16 protein-coding genes are annotated in these 20,333 nt (G+C 61.8%); 1 reads left to right on the top strand and 15 read right to left on the bottom strand.

Going from position 1 to position 20,333, the window contains the following annotated elements; all coding sequences use genetic code 11:
- Nucleotides 1-588: 588 nt before the first annotated feature.
- From BJP08_RS06715 to BJP08_RS06740, 6 genes are all read right to left on the bottom strand, one after another.
- Nucleotides 589-1,044 carry a hypothetical protein gene (locus BJP08_RS06715; protein WP_143110040.1) on the bottom strand — a complete coding sequence of 152 codons (456 nt, stop codon included), beginning with the start codon at nt 1,042-1,044 and terminating at the stop codon, nt 589-591.
- 5 nt (nt 1,045-1,049) lie between these two features.
- Complete coding sequence (locus BJP08_RS06720; protein WP_071568872.1) at nt 1,050-1,487, bottom strand: helix-turn-helix domain-containing protein; 438 nt, start codon at nt 1,485-1,487, stop codon at nt 1,050-1,052.
- A gap of 57 nt (nt 1,488-1,544) precedes the next feature.
- Nucleotides 1,545-2,141, bottom strand: coding sequence for a hypothetical protein (locus BJP08_RS06725; RefSeq protein WP_071568873.1), 597 nt, complete (start codon nt 2,139-2,141; stop codon nt 1,545-1,547).
- A 121-nt stretch (nt 2,142-2,262) separates the two neighbouring features.
- A complete protein-coding gene (locus BJP08_RS06730) occupies nt 2,263-6,366 on the bottom strand; it encodes a Rib/alpha-like domain-containing protein (protein ID WP_071568874.1) in 4,104 nt (1,367 codons plus the stop codon).
- 85 nt (nt 6,367-6,451) lie between these two features.
- Nucleotides 6,452-7,579, bottom strand: a complete 1,128-nt coding sequence (locus tag BJP08_RS06735; RefSeq protein WP_083428453.1) for an ATP-grasp domain-containing protein — start codon at nt 7,577-7,579, stop codon at nt 6,452-6,454.
- 235 nt (nt 7,580-7,814) lie between these two features.
- Nucleotides 7,815-9,104 (bottom strand): adenylosuccinate synthase, encoded by a 1,290-nt coding sequence (locus BJP08_RS06740; RefSeq protein ID WP_071568875.1) that lies wholly within the window; start codon nt 9,102-9,104, stop codon nt 7,815-7,817.
- A gap of 50 nt (nt 9,105-9,154) precedes the next feature.
- Here BJP08_RS06740 and BJP08_RS06745 point away from each other — a divergent pair, with 50 nt between their 5' ends.
- On the top strand, nt 9,155-10,039 hold the full coding sequence (locus tag BJP08_RS06745) for a hypothetical protein (protein WP_071568876.1): 885 nt from the start codon (nt 9,155-9,157) through the stop codon (nt 10,037-10,039).
- A gap of 1 nt (nt 10,040) precedes the next feature.
- Here the strand turns inward: BJP08_RS06745 and BJP08_RS06750 are convergent, their stop codons facing one another.
- The 9 genes from BJP08_RS06750 to clpB all read right to left on the bottom strand — a co-directional run bounded on the left by BJP08_RS06750 (nt 10,041) and on the right by clpB (nt 20,064).
- The gene (locus BJP08_RS06750; RefSeq protein WP_071568877.1) at nt 10,041-11,213 is read right to left on the bottom strand and encodes an aromatic acid exporter family protein; all 1,173 of its coding nucleotides are present in this window, start codon (nt 11,211-11,213) and stop codon (nt 10,041-10,043) included.
- A gap of 356 nt (nt 11,214-11,569) precedes the next feature.
- Nucleotides 11,570-12,610 (bottom strand): class II fructose-bisphosphate aldolase, encoded by a 1,041-nt coding sequence (gene fbaA / locus BJP08_RS06755; protein WP_255364790.1) that lies wholly within the window; start codon nt 12,608-12,610, stop codon nt 11,570-11,572.
- 45 nt (nt 12,611-12,655) lie between these two features.
- Nucleotides 12,656-13,867, bottom strand: coding sequence for a glycoside hydrolase family 76 protein (locus BJP08_RS06760; RefSeq protein WP_071568878.1), 1,212 nt, complete (start codon nt 13,865-13,867; stop codon nt 12,656-12,658).
- Nucleotides 13,868-13,879: 12 nt separating this feature from the next.
- Nucleotides 13,880-14,536, bottom strand: coding sequence for an RNA methyltransferase (locus BJP08_RS06765; protein WP_071568879.1), 657 nt, complete (start codon nt 14,534-14,536; stop codon nt 13,880-13,882).
- On the bottom strand, nt 14,523-15,056 hold the full coding sequence (gene pyrE / locus BJP08_RS06770) for an orotate phosphoribosyltransferase (protein WP_070479573.1): 534 nt from the start codon (nt 15,054-15,056) through the stop codon (nt 14,523-14,525). The genes BJP08_RS06765 and pyrE overlap by 14 nt, the downstream gene beginning before the upstream one ends.
- Nucleotides 15,046-16,191, bottom strand: coding sequence for a hypothetical protein (locus BJP08_RS06775; RefSeq protein ID WP_255364789.1), 1,146 nt, complete (start codon nt 16,189-16,191; stop codon nt 15,046-15,048). The genes pyrE and BJP08_RS06775 overlap by 11 nt, the downstream gene beginning before the upstream one ends.
- A gap of 12 nt (nt 16,192-16,203) precedes the next feature.
- Nucleotides 16,204-17,046 (bottom strand): sulfurtransferase, encoded by an 843-nt coding sequence (locus tag BJP08_RS06780; protein WP_071568880.1) that lies wholly within the window; start codon nt 17,044-17,046, stop codon nt 16,204-16,206.
- A gap of 23 nt (nt 17,047-17,069) precedes the next feature.
- Complete coding sequence (locus tag BJP08_RS06785) at nt 17,070-17,483, bottom strand: DUF4265 domain-containing protein (protein ID WP_070479576.1); 414 nt, start codon at nt 17,481-17,483, stop codon at nt 17,070-17,072.
- Between the two features lie 22 nt (nt 17,484-17,505).
- Nucleotides 17,506-20,064, bottom strand: a complete 2,559-nt coding sequence (gene clpB, locus BJP08_RS06790) for an ATP-dependent chaperone ClpB (protein WP_071568881.1) — start codon at nt 20,062-20,064, stop codon at nt 17,506-17,508.
- Nucleotides 20,065-20,333: the final 269 nt, after the last annotated feature.

Here is a 20,333-nt window from a genome sequence, read left to right on the forward strand (position 1 = left end):
ATTCCATCTACATTCAGCGCGAATTTCATCCCCACCCAGCCACGCTGCACCGATACGACCCTTCGCCCCCTAAAGCCCTTCGCCTTTTCATCCAGTTAAAGCACTTTAAGAATTGAGTGATAACACCCCAGTTCCTTTCGGCTTTCAAGATTTAGACACAAGAGAAGCGATCAGAATTTCTCCTATCTCGAAAGAAATGAAACCCCCGCGCACTTCATCGACACGCAAACGTAGCGCACACGGCATACACGACGATCCCCCACTTCCGACACCTTGTCTGCAGCCTCTAGCACGAGTTCTTCCCGGAGTTTTCTCGAACAAAGATCAGCTCAAGTATCCGCTGGAAGTATTCCAGCACAGCGTCAACCCCCTAGATAGGGGCGTTCTAATGGTTGATACAACTTGGCGCTGAGACAGGCCGACAGAAACTCGCAGCGCTTCCCCAGCGCGTCGCTGACTATAAGGCTTGAAAGCTCAATCCCGGACAAACCCCTTCCAACCAATTGCCCCAACGCCACGCTCCACGGCCAACGCAGCACATAATTCACGCCACGCGTCGTCTCCTTAACGTCACAGGAGGAGGGATTATTAGGCGTTTTCACTACGAAGGCGCTGCCTAATATCGCCTACAAAGCGACTTTCAGTCTCGAGTGAAAAGCGGGCATGCATCAGTTGGCGACTACGAGTCAACGCCACCTGTTCATATTTACAAACAGCGAAGAGCTGTGGAAGGGCGATATCACAGACAAACGTTTCCCATGTACCCAAATCGAATTGGGGACTATCCTCTCGTTTCTCCCATACGCCTTCAGCCTGAACGGTGTAGTACACCTTCGTCGGTTCATTTAAAGCAAGATTTAACTGAATCTTGACGAAATCTTGCGAGTTTGCCTCCTTGAGCGTCGGGAATTGCGCTCCAAGACTCAATGGAGCCTTCCCATTAGGGTCAGGTCTGTTCGGCGCTGAAAACACTGCCGCTGCAGGCGTATTAAAAGTCGCGTGGCTGAAGAACCTGTTCGACAGTTCATAAATATTTTGGACCACCCAAATCACCCCTGTGCTGATTGTGGATCTGCAGTGACGTAGTCTTCAAACTCAAGCGCGAGCTCATCATCTTCGCTGACAAATTCAACATCGTAGGTGGTCCCTCCCGCATCGTACTGCGCTCGCCGGGCACGCTCCTGCATGATGGTCGGATATGAGTCACGCTTATAAACGACGATACTCACGAAACCTTCTATCGCCTCCGCATAGTCCGCCAAAGTTTGAAGCTGCAAGTTAGGCACAGGATTGATGGATTCAATTTGGCTCACTCTCGCCTTGGACAATCCCCCCATACGCTCGCCCACCACTTCTTGTGACAAGCCACGCTCCTTACGCAAGGTCCGCATACTATGGATAAGTTCAATAAAAACTTCCTGTTGATCAATGCCAGCCTTGTCCGCTTCATACAGCTGATCGAGTATGTTTTCCACTTCTACATTCATCTCCAACCCAAGCAAGTCAACATATAGCTTAACCTATTGGCATTGTAGCCAAATTGCCTAACTAAAATACATAGTGGGGCTGGGCGGTCTGACCTGACTCTTTTCATCGGCCGCAAACCGCGTGACCGAAACCATGGCATCCGCGATATCCTTCGTCTGTCGGCCTCGTCTTACCCGATTTTTCGTGCCACCACCACACACAATAACCCGGTTGCGAGGCTTTCCGTCTAGATCGGAGACATCACTGAAGTAAATTCGGTGTGCCGACGCCGGATTGTCATGCTGGCTATATAGCTCTCCCATCCAAACCAAGCTCACATCCCCAGGCAATTGCGCTGGATCGACCTTATCCCCAACAGGAATGCGATGATCCCCATTTTCGCCCAGCGCCGAGTCCGAAAGTCCCACATTATCTGACTCGTCAAGACAACTACCGGGCCTGTTAAGCCAACGAATTTTGGCGATGAACTCCCTACTGACCTTCGTATATTGGCGCGGGGCCTTTCGGCCTATCTCGAGCCACTTGATGTAGTCCTCAAAGCCCTTGGTGACGCACCAACGATCACCGCCGTCATCACAGTGCTCTGTCGGGATGTAACAATGGGGCTGATCACAAAACGGCGGCTGATCGGGTTCAAAAGAATTTTGGGACATAAGCACATACTAAGGTGCGTACGCCCCACTATCCACTAATAATTCGAACACAATTTCGAGATGGTTCGGACCCAAAGGCTCAGCCCGGTAGTGGTGCGCACGTTCACGCCGGAACCGCCCACTACTTCTTACTGCTCAGCCCGTCCTTAGTCACCTCTGGCCCACACTGCGTGTAGATCAGAATGCTCAGTGCCACGCCGAATGCCAGCAGGCCCGCGCCCGCCAGCGCAATCTCAGGGTTGTTCGCACCCGACTGGCCAGCGGGACCAACCAAGTCAGCCATCGCCTTGCGCACTGGCGCCATCGCCTGCTTCACGGCGGGGACCTCCTGCGCCGCAATACCAAGCGGCATCAGCAACAACAGCGGTACCCCGGCAGCCACGGAAACCGCGATACACTTCTCCACTTCCCAACGCTTCGGGTCCTCAGCTGGGGCCGATGTGGTTGGAGTAGCCGCAGAGTTCGTCGCGGTTGGCTGCTCGGGCTGCGCGGACGTAGTTGGCGTCGGGGCTGGGGCAGCAAATGGGTTCGTGTGCTGTTCCAACTCGTCGACGTTGGACACGCCGTCGCCGTCGGCGTCCGCTGTGCGGTCGAGTAGTGGGTGCTTGTGGGCGTCGACAAGCTCGAAGGCTGCTGTGGCGAGCTCGACGCGGCCGTCCTCGTGCTCGACGATGACGTTGACCGCCGGGCGAAGCACGTGCTGGAAATCCACCGCGAACTGCGCCCACACCGGCGGGCGCAACTGCACGACACCATCGCGGGCACTGCCGTAGGCTTCCTCGAACAGCGCCGCAAGGAACTCCTGCGACGGCGCGACCGCGTGGATCTGGCCTGTGTCCTCATCCAAGGAGAACTCCCAGCCGTGCGCGCCGGCAGGGGCGTGCATCTCGTAGCTGCGTACCAGCGCCAGCGAGTCAGCGAACGGGTCGCGCGTCACCGCGCTCCCGCCCATGTCAACCGGCACGCGACCGAGGGCGCTGTTCGGGTCCGCGTAGTTCGCACGGGCATCCGACGGCGGGATCGGAGATGCCTTCGTACTGGTAGGCACCGGTGTGGTCCCCGGCGCGGTCGCAGGTGTGGTCACGGTGGTAGTCGGCGCAGAGGAAGCCGGCGGTGGTGCCACCTTCGTCGGTGCCGACGTGGTAGTAGTCGCTGGTGCCGTCGACGTCGGGGCGGTCGCCGTCGGCGCCGCTGTCGTGGTGGTCGGCGCGGCCACGCGCACACGCACCGGGATCACATCCGAGGAACCGTCCTTGTAGCGCACCGTGATATCGAAGACCTCGGTGCCCGGGGTTGCGTCCTTCGGCGCGTGCAGCTCCACTGCGTCGCCCTCGACAGTGATGCCCCAATCCAACGGGCCGCTCACGGTGACGTCCGTTCCCTTGGGCAGGGTGTCGCCCTGGTTGCGGATCATGACGTCCTGGCCAGGATGCGTCGTTGTGCCCTGGTACTTCGGCACATAGAGGTCCGCGATGTTCTCCGTGACGCGAACAGGGATCCGGCCGATCACCTCACCCGTTGAAAGCGCAGAGACCACAATCTCGTAGTCGTCGCCGGGTGGGGTCTCCACTGGCACGGTCAGGTACATCGCACCAGAATCCAAATCTAGCTCTACTGAGGCACCCTCAACAGCAACGCCGTCCACGCCAACGCGCTCCAGGCGGGCCTGCGCGTTCCCGGCGTGCTCCACCGTCGGCACGAGTCGCTCCTGCTGAGCACCCGCCGCCACTGACTGCTGCTCAACAGTGCTCAGTACCGGCAACGGCATACGCAAGCGGACCTTCGCCACACCATGCACCGGATCCTCGTACGGGACGTGCGCCACCACAGGAACCTCAACATCGGCGAGCTGGCGGTGCGACACATCGACCGTAAGTTCGCCGGAGTCGGCGTCGATAGATACTCCAGGCACCGGACGTTCCAACTCGAACTGTGCGCCCTCGAAAGTAAGCTGCTCACGCTGCTTCGTCGCGAGGTCATCAAACGTCGGCGACGAGAACTGCGCCGACTGACCAGGTTCGACCTGCTGCTCCTTGTACTCCAACACGTAGTGCGCCACGTGCGGCACGAACGTCGCAATCGCGGCCGCAACCGGACGCGACCCAATCTCCTCCGTACCCTCCGTGTTATAGCGGCGAATCTTGCTACTCGGATCCAGCATCTCCACCGGGATCTCAATGCGCTCGCCAACCTGGTCCAGGCGCGGCGTAAAACGCACCACACCCTCATCGTCCACGCTCACCTGGGACGCATCAATCCCGAACGGCAACGAACCCAGCTGGAACTCCGCACGCTCCGGTTTCTCCTCCACAGCGTCCGAAGCCGGGTTATCGAAGCTCGGCGTCGCCACCGCCTGCCTACCGACGGCCGCCTCCGCCGGCTCCCCGTACTCCAAATACATATGCGTTACCGCAAACGAATCCTGCGCCAACATCGCCTCAATGTTGCCAACATCCGCAGCGTAAAACAGGCGAGCAATATACGTATCGCCCTGCCGCGCATCATCGGGCACCTTGAAGCCACACGACTCGATGCGCGCCTGCTCATCCGGCTTCGTCACCGGGCACTCGTGTACACGCGAACCATCATCGTCGTACCACACGATCTGGTACTCCAGCCCCTTCGAAATCGGCACACCCGAACCAAACGTATGCACTGTCTCCCCCGGAGACGCCCAGTTATTAAACGTATTCCGCTTCTCCACGTGGAACTTCAAGGGGGCCGTCGATAAGGCGTACCGCGGCGAGCTCACCAACGTCGAACCCGCGTACGCCGAACCAGCCGAAAGCTTCAGCCACGGCACATCCGAACCCGACCAATAGTCAAAATTACCGCCAGGCCCCGGGCCACCCCAATACCCCAGCGCCCACGGATGCAGCGCGCCAACGTTATTCGGCAACTCCTTGCCGTCCGGGGTCAAAATCGAAACAAAGGACCAATCCCAGTTAATATGCTTCGAATACATATTGCCCTTGGCCCACGAGCCCTCGTCCCACGACTCCGCAACCCGGTGATGCCAACTGCCGACCAGGCCAGCACCATCAAACGAATTACCGTAGGTACCGCGCCAGTACAGGCTGAAGTCGCCGTTCTCGTCTGTCCTGGTCATCGCCGTCTCAGCGATCCAGGACTGGTCCTTCGCAACCTGCTCATTAATCCAAAGCTGCAACTGCTTCTCATCATCCGGTGTCCACGAAAGACCCCGAACCTTCTTGCCGAAGCGCTCCCTACCGTACGCAAGGACCTTCTCGACGGCCTCATCCGACAAATACGACCCAACCACCAGCATCCCGGCAGCCCCAGCATCCCCCGAATTATTCGTCATCGACTCCTGATAACGCCTGTTAAACGGCGTATCCACCGTATTCCAAAACATCTGCCCCGTATACACGCCAAACGGGGTGCCCGAGCCCTCGTTTGCAACCCACTTCGAGCGGTCCAACAAATGCTGCGCAGTGTTCCGCCGGTCCTGGTAGGCAACGAAGAAACCGTTCACCTTGCCGCCGCGCCACCAACCATTCGTCTCATACGACGGCGTCACGTTCCCCAACCAATTCGTCGGCGGCACAATACCCGCAGGCTGGTGAATCAAGCGATAATCATCCCGCACGCTCTCCGGCAACTCCACCCACACACGCAGCTTCTCACGCAACTGATCACGCCCACGATCCCCCGAACCAACACCAATCGTCGCATCCGCCAAAAACTCACGCTCCACCCCACGCGCATCCACATACGGCTGCAGCTTCAGCGAAAAGTTCCCGTTCTCATCCACCTCCGTATAAAACGTCGGCGACGAATGCTCCGTATACACACCCTCATACCACTGCGCGAACACACGAATCGGCTCCCGACGCACCGGCGCCCACGTCCCCGGATGCAACGCCGGAATCAAATTCCCCGCGCCATCATCCACCATCACCGGCCGGCCCAGCGGCTCCCCCTTGCGGTTCGTCAACACCTTCGCCGACGCATTCACCGTCCGCGCTGAACGAGCCACCTCCACCGGCAACTTCACCGAACCATTCACCGTCGCCGGATCATCCGGATTCCCCGGCGAAAACAACGCCTCCGTCGAATGCAACGCCTGCGCATAATCCGGCGCCACCACATCCAAAAACGGTTTCGCTGCACCCACATCAACCTGCGCCGACGCCCGCGGCACCACAATTGACGACGCCACCATCGCGGCAACCACCGCCATACCCAACCGGGACGTGTTCATGCGCAGACAACTCCATCTCCAAAAAAGATTGCAGCAATCTGTCAATTAAACCAGAAAACTAGGCCATATCCAAGACGGCTTTGAGCTACAAGCGTGACGCCGCCAACGTCGCCCGGTCCCGCGCCTCCTGCGCTGACTCACCCGTCGACGTCACCACCGCAGCACCATCCACAAAGCGCACACCCGTCTCCGCGACCGACATCGCTTTCGCAAGGCCAGCCACGCTCGGTGCCGCGCCCTCCACCAGGACCATCGCGCCTGGGCTGACCAACGTGGCGTCAATAGGCAGACCAATCACCGCCCGCGCGTGCAGCGAGCACTGGTTCAGGCGCTGCGTCGCGCGTGTCAACAACCCATCCAACGACGGGCGCGGCCGCGCATCCGAAAAGTACACGTCATCCCCCGCCACAAACATCTCCACCGCATACAACCCCTGCCCGCCGAGCGCCCCCGTGATCCGCGCCGCAATCGACCTCGCATTCCCCGCCGCAGCCTCCGACAACACCGCAGGCTGCCACGCCTCCACCAGACGGCCACCCTCATGGCGCGTACCGATCGGCTCACAGAACCACGTCGCCAACTCACCCGTCGCCGGATCCACCGAACGAGCCGCCAAAATCGTCAGCTCAAAATCAAACTCAATGAAGCGCTCCACGACCACGGGACCCTCCGGGTCCACCTCTAGAGCTGTTTCCCACGCTGTGGTTACCTCCGCGTGGAGTTCCTCCTCGTTCCGCAGCACCGTCTGGCCCTGCCCCTCCGAAGACCTCCCCGGCTTCACGACGACCGGCAAACCCAACCGCAACGCCGCCTCCTCCAGCTCCTCTGGCGACCGCACGAACTCGCAGCGCAACGTCGGCAGCCCCAGGGAATCCGTCGCCGTCGCACGCACGCCCTCACGCGAACTGCACAACTCCTGCGCCCCCACCGACGGCGACACAATCGACCCGGCGCGCTCCTCCAGTTCCTTAAGCACCTCCGGGTCCACCCCGGCGCCCGCCACCGTCAACGACGGATACCGCTGCTGCATGTCTTCCGCGTCTATTTCAGCGGTGCGCAGGTGCGTCACGTCGAACCCGAGCTGCCGAAACGACCACGCGAGTTCCTCCTCCACCACGCTGTCCCCCAGCACGAGCACCTGGCGAGGATCACACCTCAAATCCCGTGCCGGGTCAAGCTGAGTGATAGGCTGCTGGGGTTTCTCTGCGTTCATAGAGGTCAGCATATTCAGCTGCGTATGTGGCGGGCAAACTTGAAGGGGGATGGTGTGCTCTCGAGCGAAGTCGGGAAATTGTGAACAGATTTGCTTGTGCGCGTGGTCACAAAAAGCGCAATTCTGTTCACGATTTTCCGAATAAAGTTGAGAGGCATATATCAACCCCTCGGCTCAAACAAGAAGAGGACCTGGGAGCGTCTCCCAGGTCCCGATCTTCGGAGGAAGCAGGAAGCTAGCGATCCATCACGTCGAAGCGGACGATGGTCTGGTCGCGGCCAGGTCCGACACCGATGTAGCTAATCGGCGCGCCCGAGAGCTCCTCAAGGCGAAGGACGTAGTCCTGGGCCTTCTGCGGGAGCTCCTCGAAGGTAGTGCAGCTGGTGATGTCCTCGTCCCAGGCCGGCATCGTTTCGTAGATGGGGGTGGCGTGGTGGAAGTCGGACTGGGTCAGTGGCATTTCGTCGTGGCGGACGCCGTCGACGTCGTAGGCGACACAGATCGGGATTTCGCCGATGCCGGTGAGGACGTCGAGTTTGGTCAGGAAGTAGTCCGTGAAGCCGTTGACACGGGCGGCGTAGCGGGCCACGACGGAGTCGTACCAGCCGCAGCGGCGCTTACGGCCGGTGTTCACGCCGACTTCGCCGCCGGTTTCCTGCAGGTACTCGCCCCACTTGTCAAAGAGCTCGGTCGGGAACGGGCCGGCGCCGACGCGCGTGGTGTATGCCTTCACGATGCCCAGGGTCGCCGTGATCTTGGTCGGGCCGATGCCGGAGCCGACGCAGGCGCCGCCGGCGGTCGGGTTGGAGGAGGTCACGAACGGGTAGGTGCCGTGGTCGACGTCGAGCATGGTGGCCTGGCCGCCCTCCATGAGGACGTGTTTGCCTTCGGCGAGGCCGGTGTTGAGGACGTTTTCGGCGTCGATAATCATTGGTTTGAGGCGTTCGGCGTAGGACATGAAGTAGTCCATCATTGCGTCGGCTTCGATGGCGCGGCGGTTGTACATCTTGACCAGCATTTGGTTCTTGACGTCCAGCGCCGATTCGATTTTCTGGCGGAGGATTGATTCGTCGAGGATGTCTTGGACGCGCAGGCCGACGCGGGCGACTTTGTCGGCGTAGGTGGGGCCGATGCCGCGGCCGGTGGTGCCGATGGCGCGCTTGCCCAGGAAGCGTTCCTGGACGCGGTCGAGTGTTTGGTGGTAGGGCGCGACGAGGTGCGCGTTGCCGGAGATGCGCAGGCGTGAGGCGTTGGCGCCGCGGGCTTCGAGGCCGTCGATTTCGTCGAAGAGCGCTTCGAGGTTGATGACGACGCCGTTGCCCAGGATCGGGGTGGCGTTCTCGCTGAGCACGCCGGCCGGCAGCAGTTTCAGTTCGTACTTTTCGCCGCCCACAACAACCGTGTGGCCTGCGTTGTTACCGCCGTTGGGTTTGACTACGTAGTCGACTTTCCCGCCGAGGATATCGGTGGCTTTGCCTTTCCCCTCGTCGCCCCATTGGGCGCCGACAATGATGATGGCGGACATTCTCTCTCCTTTAATAGGCACTAATCCGGGCTTATTGTAGCGTGAATGGCATGCGTCTTCTTCATTGTGCGTGTGCTAGCTCCCTCACAGTTCCGGGTGCGGAGGAGGTCACACTGTCGGAGGTGCCGTCGAGAAGTGAGCTTTCTTTTCTTCTCGACGCCGCCAGCTCCGCCCTCCCCCACGACCCGACGCCGAGCCTGGCGGAGATCCAGAAGTCACCGTCCGTGGAGCATCTGGGCGCCCCGCAGCTGGCGCCGCAGCGGCCGGAGGAGCGGCTGCGCGTGATCGTGTCGGGCAGTGACGCGGCGCTGAGTGCGGTGCTGACGCGACTCATGCGCGCGGACGTGATGTGGATCGAGGTCGCTTACCTGCCCACCTGCGTTGATTCGCCGGCGGCGGTGGCGTGGGGCGCGGGCTCCGTGGACTTGGCTGTGGAGGGCCCGGTGGTGCCGTCGCCGTGTATTCGGACGGACACGGGCGTGGTGGTGGCCGGTTCGGCGACGCTCTCGCACGGGGATGGGCGCGACGAGTACGTGGGCGAGATTGTCGTGGACTCGCAACAGTTGGTGATGCGCACCGGCGAGGAACCCTCCGCGCGGTTCTTCGGACAGTTCGGGGCGCGCCTGGTGCCCACGCCTGATGCGCCGGGCCTGGCGGCATCCCGGCTGGTCACGCCGCTCGTGGTTCCGGAGGGCCGGCGAGTTGATCCGCAGCGCCTCGAAGGACTGGCTGGCATGCCGCTGGGTGGGATGTTTGTGAAAGGCAAAACGGTCGCCCCGGCCCTCACGGACCCGGCGACCGTCCTTACTGGCCGGGCGCTACAGTCCGGCGGGGAGGACATCACGCTGGTGGTGGACGGTGTCGCCCACCCGCGGCCACTACAGCGGGTGACGTTCTACCGCCACCTGCGCGACATCCAGTCGGTGCGGGGTTAGATTAGTCCAAGTCGAAGGTTTCCGGCGGGTACGCCGGCGTGTCCGACGTCGGCGCCAGCGCCGCCAGCGCGGACTCCCTCGACATGCCGCACACCTGCAGTAGGTCCACCGTCAGCGAACGCGTCTGCGCCAAAATCGCATACTCCGACAACACCGCGTCCTTACCCAACAGCTCCACCGATGAGCCCTGCGCCACCGCCCGCAACTCGTTCACAATCTGCGGGATCACCGTAGCCTGCGCACGCCGCGACTTCACCTCGTACACCTCAGAAATGTCCAGGCACGCCTTCGCCAACACATCAATCAGCTCAATCTGCTGCGGTACCACCCGGTCCCCATCCTCACACAGCACCAACGCCCGACGCGCCAGCACTCGACACGAACGCACCGCGTTATCCACCGGCGGGATCACCAAACTCAGCGAATTGATATAGCGGCGCGCGCCCCACAAAAACGGGGAAATCTTCGTCGTCTCCTTCCCCGCGTTCACCGCAGACGCCATATCGTCAATATCCGTCTGCGACCCGCGAATCGCCTCCAGGGCATCGTCGATCACCAATGGGTCGCGGTCGGTGAGGCCGGAGGCGACGTCGTCAAGAACTGAACTCATCAACCCCATCAAGTTCGAAATCTCCGCGCGCACAGGCTCCATCGGCCCCTGCGGAATCAGCGCGATCGTAGCCAACGCCACCAAACACCCCACCGCCGCGTCAATCGTACGGTCAAACCCCGTCACCTCCGCACCGGGCGGCATAATCGTCGCGATCAGAATCGAACCGATCGCCACCTGGTTATTCACCAACTGCGACTTCGAAAAGAACGACGCAATCAACAAACTGCCCGACACAATCACCGCAATCTGCCAACCCCCATCACCAAGCCGGTAAAACAGGGAATCCCCTACCAACACGCCGAGCGCACAACCAATCGACAAATCGATCGCCTTCGAAATACGCTCCCCACCCGACATGCCAATGATGATGACTACGGAAATCGGGGCAAAGAACGGCTTCGCGTTCCCAACCACATCCCCCGCAATCCAATACGCAATACCGGCAGCAATGCCCATCTGCAGAATCGGCAGCAAACGCTTGCGCACACGCATGAACCGCGCCTGAATCGACTGATCCACCGACGCCAACCTGGCACGCGTACCCATTCTCTCTTTCGCCATGCCATAACCATAGCGCCCCCGAGTCGTCGTTCCGTTTTCGTTCCGGTCAACCTGTTAGCGTTGACCAATGCAGGTCAGCGCACGATTGGGGAAATGGCGTCGAAAAGCATCAAAAAGCCGCGACCTGCATTGGTCGACGGGAACGGCATGGGCACGGCTGGACGGGCAGGTTCAGTGACAAAAGACGCAACGAGATTTTTGCGACCTGGGCTTTTGCCGGATTCGGCGGACGCGATTGCGTCCTTTGTCACTCGGGGCAGCTGGGGTGACACCAAATCCCCGGATTCCAGAAAACACGAAGAAACCCCCAGGACCTCGAGGGCCCCAGGGGTTTCAGGAAGAGCAAGCAGTAAGACTTACTTGGACACGGAGGTGCCAACGGAGCGCAGGTCCTGGCAGGCCTCGATGACGCGGTCGGCCATGCCCTGCTCAGCCTTCTTCATGTAGGAGCGTGGGTCGTAGGCCTTCTTGTTGCCCACTTCGCCGTCGATCTTCAGGACGCCGTCGTAGTTCTCGAACATGTGGGAAACTACTGGGCGGGTGAAGGCGTACTGGGTGTCGGTGTCAACGTTCATCTTGATGACGCCGTAACGCAGGGACTCCTCGATCTTCTCCTTCTCGGAGCCGGAGCCGCCGTGGAAGACGAAGTCGAATGGGTTGGTGCCGGCTGCGAGGCCGAGCTTCTTCTCTGCAACCTTCTGGCCCATGTCGAGGACCTCTGGGCGCAGCTTCACGTTGCCTGGCTTGTACACGCCGTGGACGTTGCCGAAGGTTGCGGCCAGCAGGTAGCGGCCGTTCTCGCCGGTGCCGAGGGCATCGATGGTCTTCTCGAAGTCCTCTTCGCTGGTGTACAGGTTGGCGCCGGCCTTTGCCTGGACGCCGTCCTCTTCGCCACCGACGACGCCGATCTCGACCTCGAGGATGATGTTGGCCTTGTGTGCCTTCTCCAGGAGCTCCTGGGCGACCTCAAGGTTGTGGTCGATTGGGATGGCGGAGCCGTCCCACATGTGGGACTGGAACAGTGGGTTCTCGCCGCGGTCGACGCGCTCCTGGGAGATCGCGATCAGTGGGCGGACGTACTCGTCGAGAACCTCGAGCTGGCAGTGGTCGGTGTGCAGCGCGATGTTGACGTCGTAGTGCTTAGCGATCTCATGTGCGAACGCAGCAAGCGCCTGGGCACCCGCAACCTTGTTCTTCACGGACAGGCCAGAACCGAACTCTGCGCCACCGGTCGAGAACTGGATGATGCCGTCAGACTCGGCTTCTGCGAAACCACGAATTGCGGCGTTGATGGTCTCAGACGACGTGCAGTTGATGGCCGGGTAAGCGAACCCGCCCTTCTTTGCAGTGTCGAGCATCTGGTTGTAGACCTCAGGGGTTGCAATTGGCATGAAGATAACCTCCACTAGAGCTTCTTAGGTACGCCAACCAGTATGCCTGCTTTACTGACTATTTGCAGCCGCCACCCGAGCAGCAGCCTCCAGCAGCATCCACCCGGAAAGCTGTACCGAAAGGTCCCTCTCATCAATTCGAACCAACCCGACAGCCTCGCTCAGGGACGATGGGCCGAGCCCATAATTGTGGGGAAGGCGGGCGTCTTCAGTCCACCGCGCAGAGAAGATCGGCAGCCCGTCGACCTCCAAACGATGGGACCATAACGACTCCGCCGAGGCCATAATCAGCCTTGATGCTATCTTTTTCGTCGCGATGTTCTGGGGGGAATCTTCCGGCAGGCGGACCGTAACATCGGCGAGGTAGCGCGCCAGAATTCCCTTGAACAGGCCGCCGTCGCCGTCGCCAGATTCGTATGGTTTGTTCAGAATCACCCCCTGGGGGGTAGCCATATGCAGGACGATCGCTTCCACGATTGCCCGGATATGTGTGATGTAAAACACGGAATCATCGGCGCGTTTTGAGTACGCGAAGGAGTCGATTGGCTCGTCGTCGCGAAGTCCGACGTCGGCGCGCAACGCCAGCGCGATCTCGAGACTCGCGCCGAGCACCGTGCCCTGGTTGTAGGTATACAGCTTGTCGACGACCTCCGGGCCATGCATCCGCATCCGGATCCCGTCCTGCACCAAGCCTGATTCGGTAACCAGATTGTCGAACGTCCAGTCAAGCAGCTCGCGGGCCTTGTCCAGGCGGCCAGTGCGCGCGAACAGCAGCGCCGACGGACCATTCGAGGGCACGTTGTAGAAGGTTTCCTCCGTACGCCACGGCAGCACACCCATTACCGGGTCGATACCGGCGAGCAGGTCGAACTCCAGGGCGTCGAGGGCCTTCGTGCGGCGCGCCAAGCCCTCGTCGACGGCGCGGTTCCACGCCAACGCCAGCCATGCCTTGTCGTCGTAGTACTTGTTCTTCGTCAGCTTGCCCAGGTTGCGGCGCTGGATGCCACGCAGGGTGTCCTTGATGCGGCGCTTGTGGGTTTTGGTGGGGCGTCGAAGAGCGGCGTCGATCTGGCAGTCCAAATAGTGGGCCTGCCACCAGTAGTGCCAGTGCCAGTACAGGCGATCTTTCGAGCCCGGTGGCCACGTGACCACTGCGAGGTTCGTCTTCGGCAGCCCCCACAGGCGGGAGGCGTGCCGCTCCTGCACAGCCGATTGAGCCAGGTCAGCGCGGTGCGACCATGTTTCCGCGGCGGTTTCTTCCACAACCTTCACCTTTCACCAAGCAGTACTCAAGTCGGCGTGCTGGCGTATCCACGCGTGCATCGCAATGCCCGCGGCGACACCCGCGTTAATCGAGCGCGTCGAGCCGAACTGCGCAATCGAGCAGGTCATCGACGCCTCGCGCTGAGTCTCGTCCGTAATGCCGGGGCCTTCCTGCCCGAACACTAACACGCAGCGCTGCGGAAGTTCCGCCGTCTCCAGCGGCACGCAGCCGGGTGTGTTATCAATCGCCACGATCGGCAGATCGTGCTCTTTGGCCCACTGGGCGAAGTCCTCGATCGTCGCGTGGTGCCGGATGTGCTGGTAGCGGTCCGTCACCATCGCGCCGCGCCGGTTCCAGCGCCGTCGCCCAATAATGTGGACCTCCTCAGCGAGAAACGCGTTCGCGGTGCGCACCACGGTGCCGATGTTCGCGTCGTTCTCAAAATTCTCAATCGCAACGTGGAACGGGTGGCGCCGCTGATCCAGCTCCTCGCGGATCGCCTCGAGGGACCAGTAGCGGTAGGCGTCCACTACGTTGCGACGATCCCCCTCCTCCAAAAACTGCGGATCCAACCGGGGATCATCCGGCCATGGGCCCTCCCACGGCCCTACGCCGTGGCGACCCTCATTCCACTCCGTTGGGCCCTTACCCTGCTCAGTTGAGTCCAAGGTCCTCGAGCCCCAGCAGGAATCGGTAGTCCAGGCCGGCCTCGTGCAGGGCGTCGGCGGCGCCGGTCGCGCGGTCCACCACGGTAGCCACCGCGACAACCTCCGCGCCCTCGGCACGCACGGCCTCCACCGCGGTCAGCGGCGAGTTGCCGGTCGTGGTGGTGTCCTCCACCACGAGGACCTTCTTCCCAACAATCGACGGCCCCTCAATCCGGCGCTGCATCCCGTGCTTCTTCGCCTCCTTGCGCACTACGAACGCATCGATCGGGCGGCCGTCGGCGTGCATCACGGCCGTGGCCACCGGGTCCGCACCCAGCGTCAGGCCACCGACCGCGTCGAACTCCAGGTCCGCCGTCATCTCGCGCAGCAGCTTGCCGATCAGCGGCGCCGCCTCATGGTGCAACGTCGCACGACGCAGATCCACGTAGTAGTCCGCCTCCTTCCCGGAGGAAAGCGTGACCTTACCGTGTACCACGGCCAGTTCCTTGACCAGCTCTGCAAGGCGTGCTTTATCGTTCATGATCGGTTGGCTCCTTCGGCGTGTCGTTGAAAATTGTGGAGGGCTGCTGCTCGCGGCGCACTCTGGTCAAATCATAGAGCTCCGCGCCGTCATCGGCAGGTGAACCGTCCGCGATCGGCGCCACAGAATCCGCCCCGACCTCGTGGTCCTCCAACTCACCGAAGCCGCCGCCGGTCACGCGGGTTGGCAGCTCGAGTGGTTCCTCCGGGCGTTGCACCGGCGAGGTCTCCGGCCCCGGCGCATCCACGGCGCCGAGCACCGGCGTAAGGTCAGCCGCCTCGCGCGGAGGCAGTGTGCGTGCCGCGTCCGCCAGCAGCGCCAGCGGCGCGAACGTGTCCTCCCAGTCCTGTGGCGTGGAGCCGCGCTCAAGTTGCGCCAACACCCAGTCCTGCTCGCACCACACCGCGCACGCGCTTTCGGGCATCTCGCGCAGGGCGGTGCGCACGCGCACGTCGATGAAGCGCAGGACGGGGCCGGGCTCGTTCGTGAACAGCTCGAAGCCCTCGACGGTCTCCACCGGCACTAAGTCTGCCGAGGAATCCGCCTGGAACTGCGGGCGGCGCATATCCACCACGATGTCGCTGACCTCACCCGTTGCGACGGCCACCACCGTCACCCCGCCAAGGTCCACCACGCGGACATCATGACCGTAGACCTGGCCTGCCACGACGTCGCGCGGCTCCGCACCGGACGCCGCCGCGCCCCGGTGCCACTCGTCTACCAAGTATTCATCCACCTTCGAGAAGCGGAAGCCGTGTTGTTCCGCCCACAGGCGGCGCTCCCGGCGCGACGCGCCCGGCAGCTGCAAGCCCGACATGCGGTGCGGGCGCTTCGGGGCAGGCTCGGGCACAGGTGCCGGTTCGGACTCTGGTTCAGGCTCGGGCTCAGGTTCCGGGGCCTGCTCGAGCTCCAGCTGGGGCTCGGGCTCCGGCGCAGGTTCCGGTTCAGGCTCCTCTTCCACCTCGAGCGCGGGCTCCTCTTCGAGCTCAGGCTCCACGGCCGGAGCGGGCTCAGGCGAGGGCTCGGCTGGTGGCGGAGGGGGCGTCGATAAGGAAGAAGACGCAGGTGCAAACCACAACCAGACAGCCGCGACCACGAGCAACGCGGCCAGCCCAAACAACACGTAAGCAATCATCGAAGATTGATACTACAGTGCCGTGGCGACCTTATTCCCCAACCGTGCACTCCACTGCGACCAGCCACCCACGTAATGCGTGGCCACCGGGAGGCCCGCGTGCTCCATCGCCGCGATGAGCAGAGCGGAGTGGTTGCCCGAACCCGAGTACGTGATCATCTTCGCCGGGTCCGTATTCTGCGTCACGCCCAGGCTGGCGAAGCGGTCGCGGATGTAGTCCGTCTCCTTGATCTTCCTGGTCTCCTTGCAGAACAGGTCCGCGGCCGGCAGGTTCAGCGCCGACGGAATGTGGCCCGCCTTCAAGTCCAGCACTTCTCGACGCCCAGCAAAGCGCTTCTCATCACGCGCATCAATCAGGACGCCCTCGAACTGCTGCACATCCTCCAGCGTCGCCACCGGAAGCTTGCTGCCTTCCAGCTCCAGGTCGCGCGGCACAACCACGTTGCCTGGGCCGGCGATGGTCTTGAGGCCCTCGGCCTCCCACTCGCGGAAGCCGCCGTCGATAATGTGGACGTGCTCCAGGCCTGCCCAGCGCATGATCCACCAGGCGCGGGCGGCGAAGACGCCGGAGCCCTGGTCGTAGATGAAGACCGGGCGGTCCGCCTCGACGCCCCACTCCTCGAGCGCCTCGTCGATCACGGTGAGCGACGGCAGCGGGTTGCGTCCCTGGCGGCGGCCCGGCATGCCTACGAGGTGTCCTTCCAGGTCACCGTAGACGGCCGTCGGGATGTGCTCGGACTGGAACTTCTGCCAGGCCTTGCCTGCCTCCGGCTCCCAAGAAACATCGAGCACCGTCTGCTTCTTGCCGGACTTAATACGTTCGTACAGCTCCTGCGGAGAAATAAAAACAGTCATACATAACACCATACGCGTATGCCTCACGCCGTATAGCCAGGTGCGAGCTGGATCACTCCCGAAGCAGCCAACCCCTCCAACCATTCATCAATCCCGGCCTTCGGACAATCCGCACCTATCGACGCCGCCAACATCCCACCCGGGCCCATCTCCACCCGGCAACCAAATGCCAGCAACGTCTCCGCCAGCGAAAACGGCGACTCCCCCTGTGGCAAAATCCGCACCGTGGACGCACCGCCGCGCACCACGACCTTATTCACATGGAACATGCCGCCAACGCGCACGCACTCCACGATGTCCCCCACTGCCAACGACACATCCACGAACGGGACCGACGCAACAACGAAGTGGCCGCCACCAAGCTGGTGAGCCTCAAGTTGCTCGTTCTCCACGCCTGGCACGGCCACCCGTGTGTAAATCGTCGTCGTTGGTTGCATGGACAGCAGTGTAGCCCGAACGCTACTTCGCTGCCGAGACCACCAACTCCTCACCGCCTTCCGCGACGTCAACCTGCACTGCGTCACCGTCGCGGATCGCGCCGGCCAGCAGCTCCTTCGCCAACCGGTCACCGATCGCCTGCTGGATCACACGACGCAGCGGACGCGCGCCATAGGCCGGGTCGTAGCCGCGGTCCGCGAGCCACGCCTTCGCGGCGGCCGAGACGCGGAGCTGGAGGCGTCGAGAAGCAAGGCGATCGGCGAGCGTGCCCAGCTGAATATCGACGATGCCCACCAGCTGCTCCTTCGTCAGCGGCTCGAACACCACCACATCATCGAGACGGTTGATGAACTCCGGCTTGAAGTGCGCCTTCACCGCGTTCATGATCTGCTCGCGGTCGCCGCCCGCGCCCAAGTTCGACGTCAGAATGATCACCGTGTTGCGGAAATCCACCGTGCGGCCCTGGCCGTCGGTGAGGCGACCCTCGTCGAGGACCTGCAGCAACACATCGAATACATCCTGGTGCGCCTTCTCAACCTCGTCGAACAGCACCAGCGAGTACGGGCGACGGCGCACGGCCTCAGTGAGCTGGCCGCCAGCGTCGTAGCCGACGTACCCCGGAGGGGCACCGACCAAACGCGCGACCGAGTGCTTCTCGCCGTACTCCGACATATCGATGCGCACCATCGCCGCCTCATCATCGAAGAGGAACTCCGACAGGGCCTTCGCAAGCTCCGTCTTACCCACGCCAGTCGGGCCCAGGAACAGGAAGGAACCAATCGGGCGGTTCGGATCCGCAACGCCCGCACGCGAACGCCGCACCGCATCCGACACAGCCACGACAGCTTCCTTCTGGCCCACAACGCGACCAGCCAGGATTGCCTCCATGTCCAGCAGCTTCTCAGTTTCACCCTGCATCATCTTGCCCGCAGGGATACCCGTCCACGCCGACACAACCTCAGCAATCACCTCAGGAGAAACCTCCTCCGTGAGCATCGTCCTTGACGACGCCCCAGCCGCCTCCTCAGCGTCCTTGACCTGCTGCTCCAGCTCCGGAATGCGGCCGTACCGCAGCTCCGAGACCTTCGCGTAATCGCCCTCGCGCTCCGCGATCTCCGACTCATTACGCAGGTGCTCCAGCTCCTCCTTCGCAGCCTGCACCTTATCGATCTCCGCCTTCTCATTCGACCAACGCGCCTTCAGCTCACCGAGCTTCTCGCGCTGATCCGCCAACTCCTGGCGCAAATCCGTCAGACGCTCCTTCGAAGCCTCGTCGGACTCCTTCTGCAGCGCGATCTCCTCGATCTCAAGCCTGCGCACGATACGCTCCAGCTCATCAATCTCCTGCGGCGAAGAATCAATCTCCATCCGCAGACGCGAGCCCGCCTCATCGACCAGGTCAATCGCCTTATCCGGCAAGAACCTGTTCGTGATGTAACGGTTCGACAGCTCCGCAGCCGCCACCAACGCCGAATCCTGAATCCGCACGCCGTGGTGCACCTCGTAGCGCTCCTTCAGGCCACGCAGAATACCGATCGTGTCCTCCACAGTCGGCTCACCCACGTACACCTGCTGGAAACGACGCTCCAACGCCGCATCCTTCTCGATGAACTGACGGTACTCATCCAACGTCGTCGCACCAACCAGCCGCAGCTCGCCGCGCGCCAACATCGGCTTAATCATGTTGCCCGCATCCATCGCGCCCTCGCCCGTGGCGCCAGCGCCGACGATGGTGTGCAGCTCGTCAATAAACGTGATGATCTGCCCGTCGGACTCCTTAATCTCGTCCAACACCGCCTTCAGACGCTCCTCGAACTCGCCGCGGTACTTCGCGCCCGCGACCATCGACCCGAGGTCCAGGGAGATCAGCGTCTTGCCCTTCAGAGACTCCGGGACGTCGCCCGCCACGATGCGTCGTGCAAGGCCCTCAACAATCGCCGTCTTACCGACGCCCGGCTCACCAATCAACACCGGATTATTCTTCGTACGACGACTCAACACCTGCACCACGCGGCGGATCTCCGAATCGCGACCAATGACCGGATCAATCCGGCCCTCACGCGCACGCGCCGTCAGGTCCGTCGAATACTTCTCCAACGCCTGGAACTGATCCTCCGGCGACTCCGAGGTCACCTTCTTATTGCCACGCACCGACTGGAACGCCGCCTTAATCGCCTCAAACGTAGCGCCGCGCTTCTTCAGCAACTCCGCCGCGTCATCATTACCACGCGCAATACCAGCTAACAGCACCTCAGTAGAGACGAACTCGTCGCCGAGCTCGCCCGCCAACTCCTGCGCCGCATTCAACGCATTCAGACCATCGCGGTTAAAGTTCGGATTCGCCATATTCTGGCCCTCCGCCTTCGGGTAGGAATCGACCAGCTCAGCCGCCTCCTTCGCGACCGTCTGCGGATCCACACCCGTCGCCTGCAACACCGGCGCCGCAATCCCGTCCTCCTGCTTCAGGATCGCCTCAAGCAAATGCGCCGGGCGAATATCCGGGTTGCCCTTTGCCGACGCCTGCTGCAGCGCCTGCTGCAACGCCTCCTGCGTTTTCGTAGTTGGGTTAAACGAAGACATGTCCGTTTCCTTTCTCTTTGCGTTTTATTTTGTTGTTCACTCTCCTTAACGCACGAGAAGTTGAGTCTGTTCCACTCAAGGTTGGGGTGGGCCGTTTTCGGGGGTAGTAAGGGAGCCTTGAGGCGCACCAAATTCGTTGTTTCCCTTAGTGCCAGGGTGGTTGTGAACGTTAATCCGTAGGAGGTTTTGTTCATGACCGATCCACAGTTACCTGAGTTGGTGCCGTCAGCGTTGACGTCACCACCGGCCGTTGAAACCCCGGTGATTGT

Source organism: Corynebacterium sp. NML140438 (genome assembly GCF_001875725.1).
GTDB lineage: Bacteria > Actinomycetota > Actinomycetes > Mycobacteriales > Mycobacteriaceae > Corynebacterium.

Bases quoted from the DNA above. Each gene is read 5' to 3' on its own strand.
- BJP08_RS06720 (WP_071568872.1), bottom strand. From the start codon at position 1,487: ATGAATGTAGAAGTGGAAAACATACTCGATCAGCTGTATGAAGCGGAC.
- BJP08_RS06725 (WP_071568873.1), bottom strand. From the start codon at position 2,141: ATGTCCCAAAATTCTTTTGAACCCGATCAGCCGCCGTTTTGTGATCAG.
- BJP08_RS06730 (WP_071568874.1), bottom strand. From the start codon at position 6,366: ATGAACACGTCCCGGTTGGGTATGGCGGTGGTTGCCGCGATGGTGGCG.
- BJP08_RS06735 (WP_083428453.1), bottom strand. From the start codon at position 7,579: ATGAACGCAGAGAAACCCCAGCAGCCTATCACTCAGCTTGACCCGGCA.
- BJP08_RS06740 (WP_071568875.1), bottom strand. From the start codon at position 9,104: ATGTCCGCCATCATCATTGTCGGCGCCCAATGGGGCGACGAGGGGAAA.
- BJP08_RS06745 (WP_071568876.1), top strand. From the start codon at position 9,155: ATGCGTCTTCTTCATTGTGCGTGTGCTAGCTCCCTCACAGTTCCGGGT.
- BJP08_RS06750 (WP_071568877.1), bottom strand. From the start codon at position 11,213: ATGGCGAAAGAGAGAATGGGTACGCGTGCCAGGTTGGCGTCGGTGGAT.
- pyrE (WP_070479573.1), bottom strand. From the start codon at position 15,056: ATGAACGATAAAGCACGCCTTGCAGAGCTGGTCAAGGAACTGGCCGTG.
- BJP08_RS06775 (WP_255364789.1), bottom strand. From the start codon at position 16,191: ATGATTGCTTACGTGTTGTTTGGGCTGGCCGCGTTGCTCGTGGTCGCG.
- BJP08_RS06780 (WP_071568880.1), bottom strand. From the start codon at position 17,046: ATGACTGTTTTTATTTCTCCGCAGGAGCTGTACGAACGTATTAAGTCC.
- BJP08_RS06785 (WP_070479576.1), bottom strand. From the start codon at position 17,483: ATGCAACCAACGACGACGATTTACACACGGGTGGCCGTGCCAGGCGTG.
- clpB (WP_071568881.1), bottom strand. From the start codon at position 20,064: ATGTCTTCGTTTAACCCAACTACGAAAACGCAGGAGGCGTTGCAGCAG.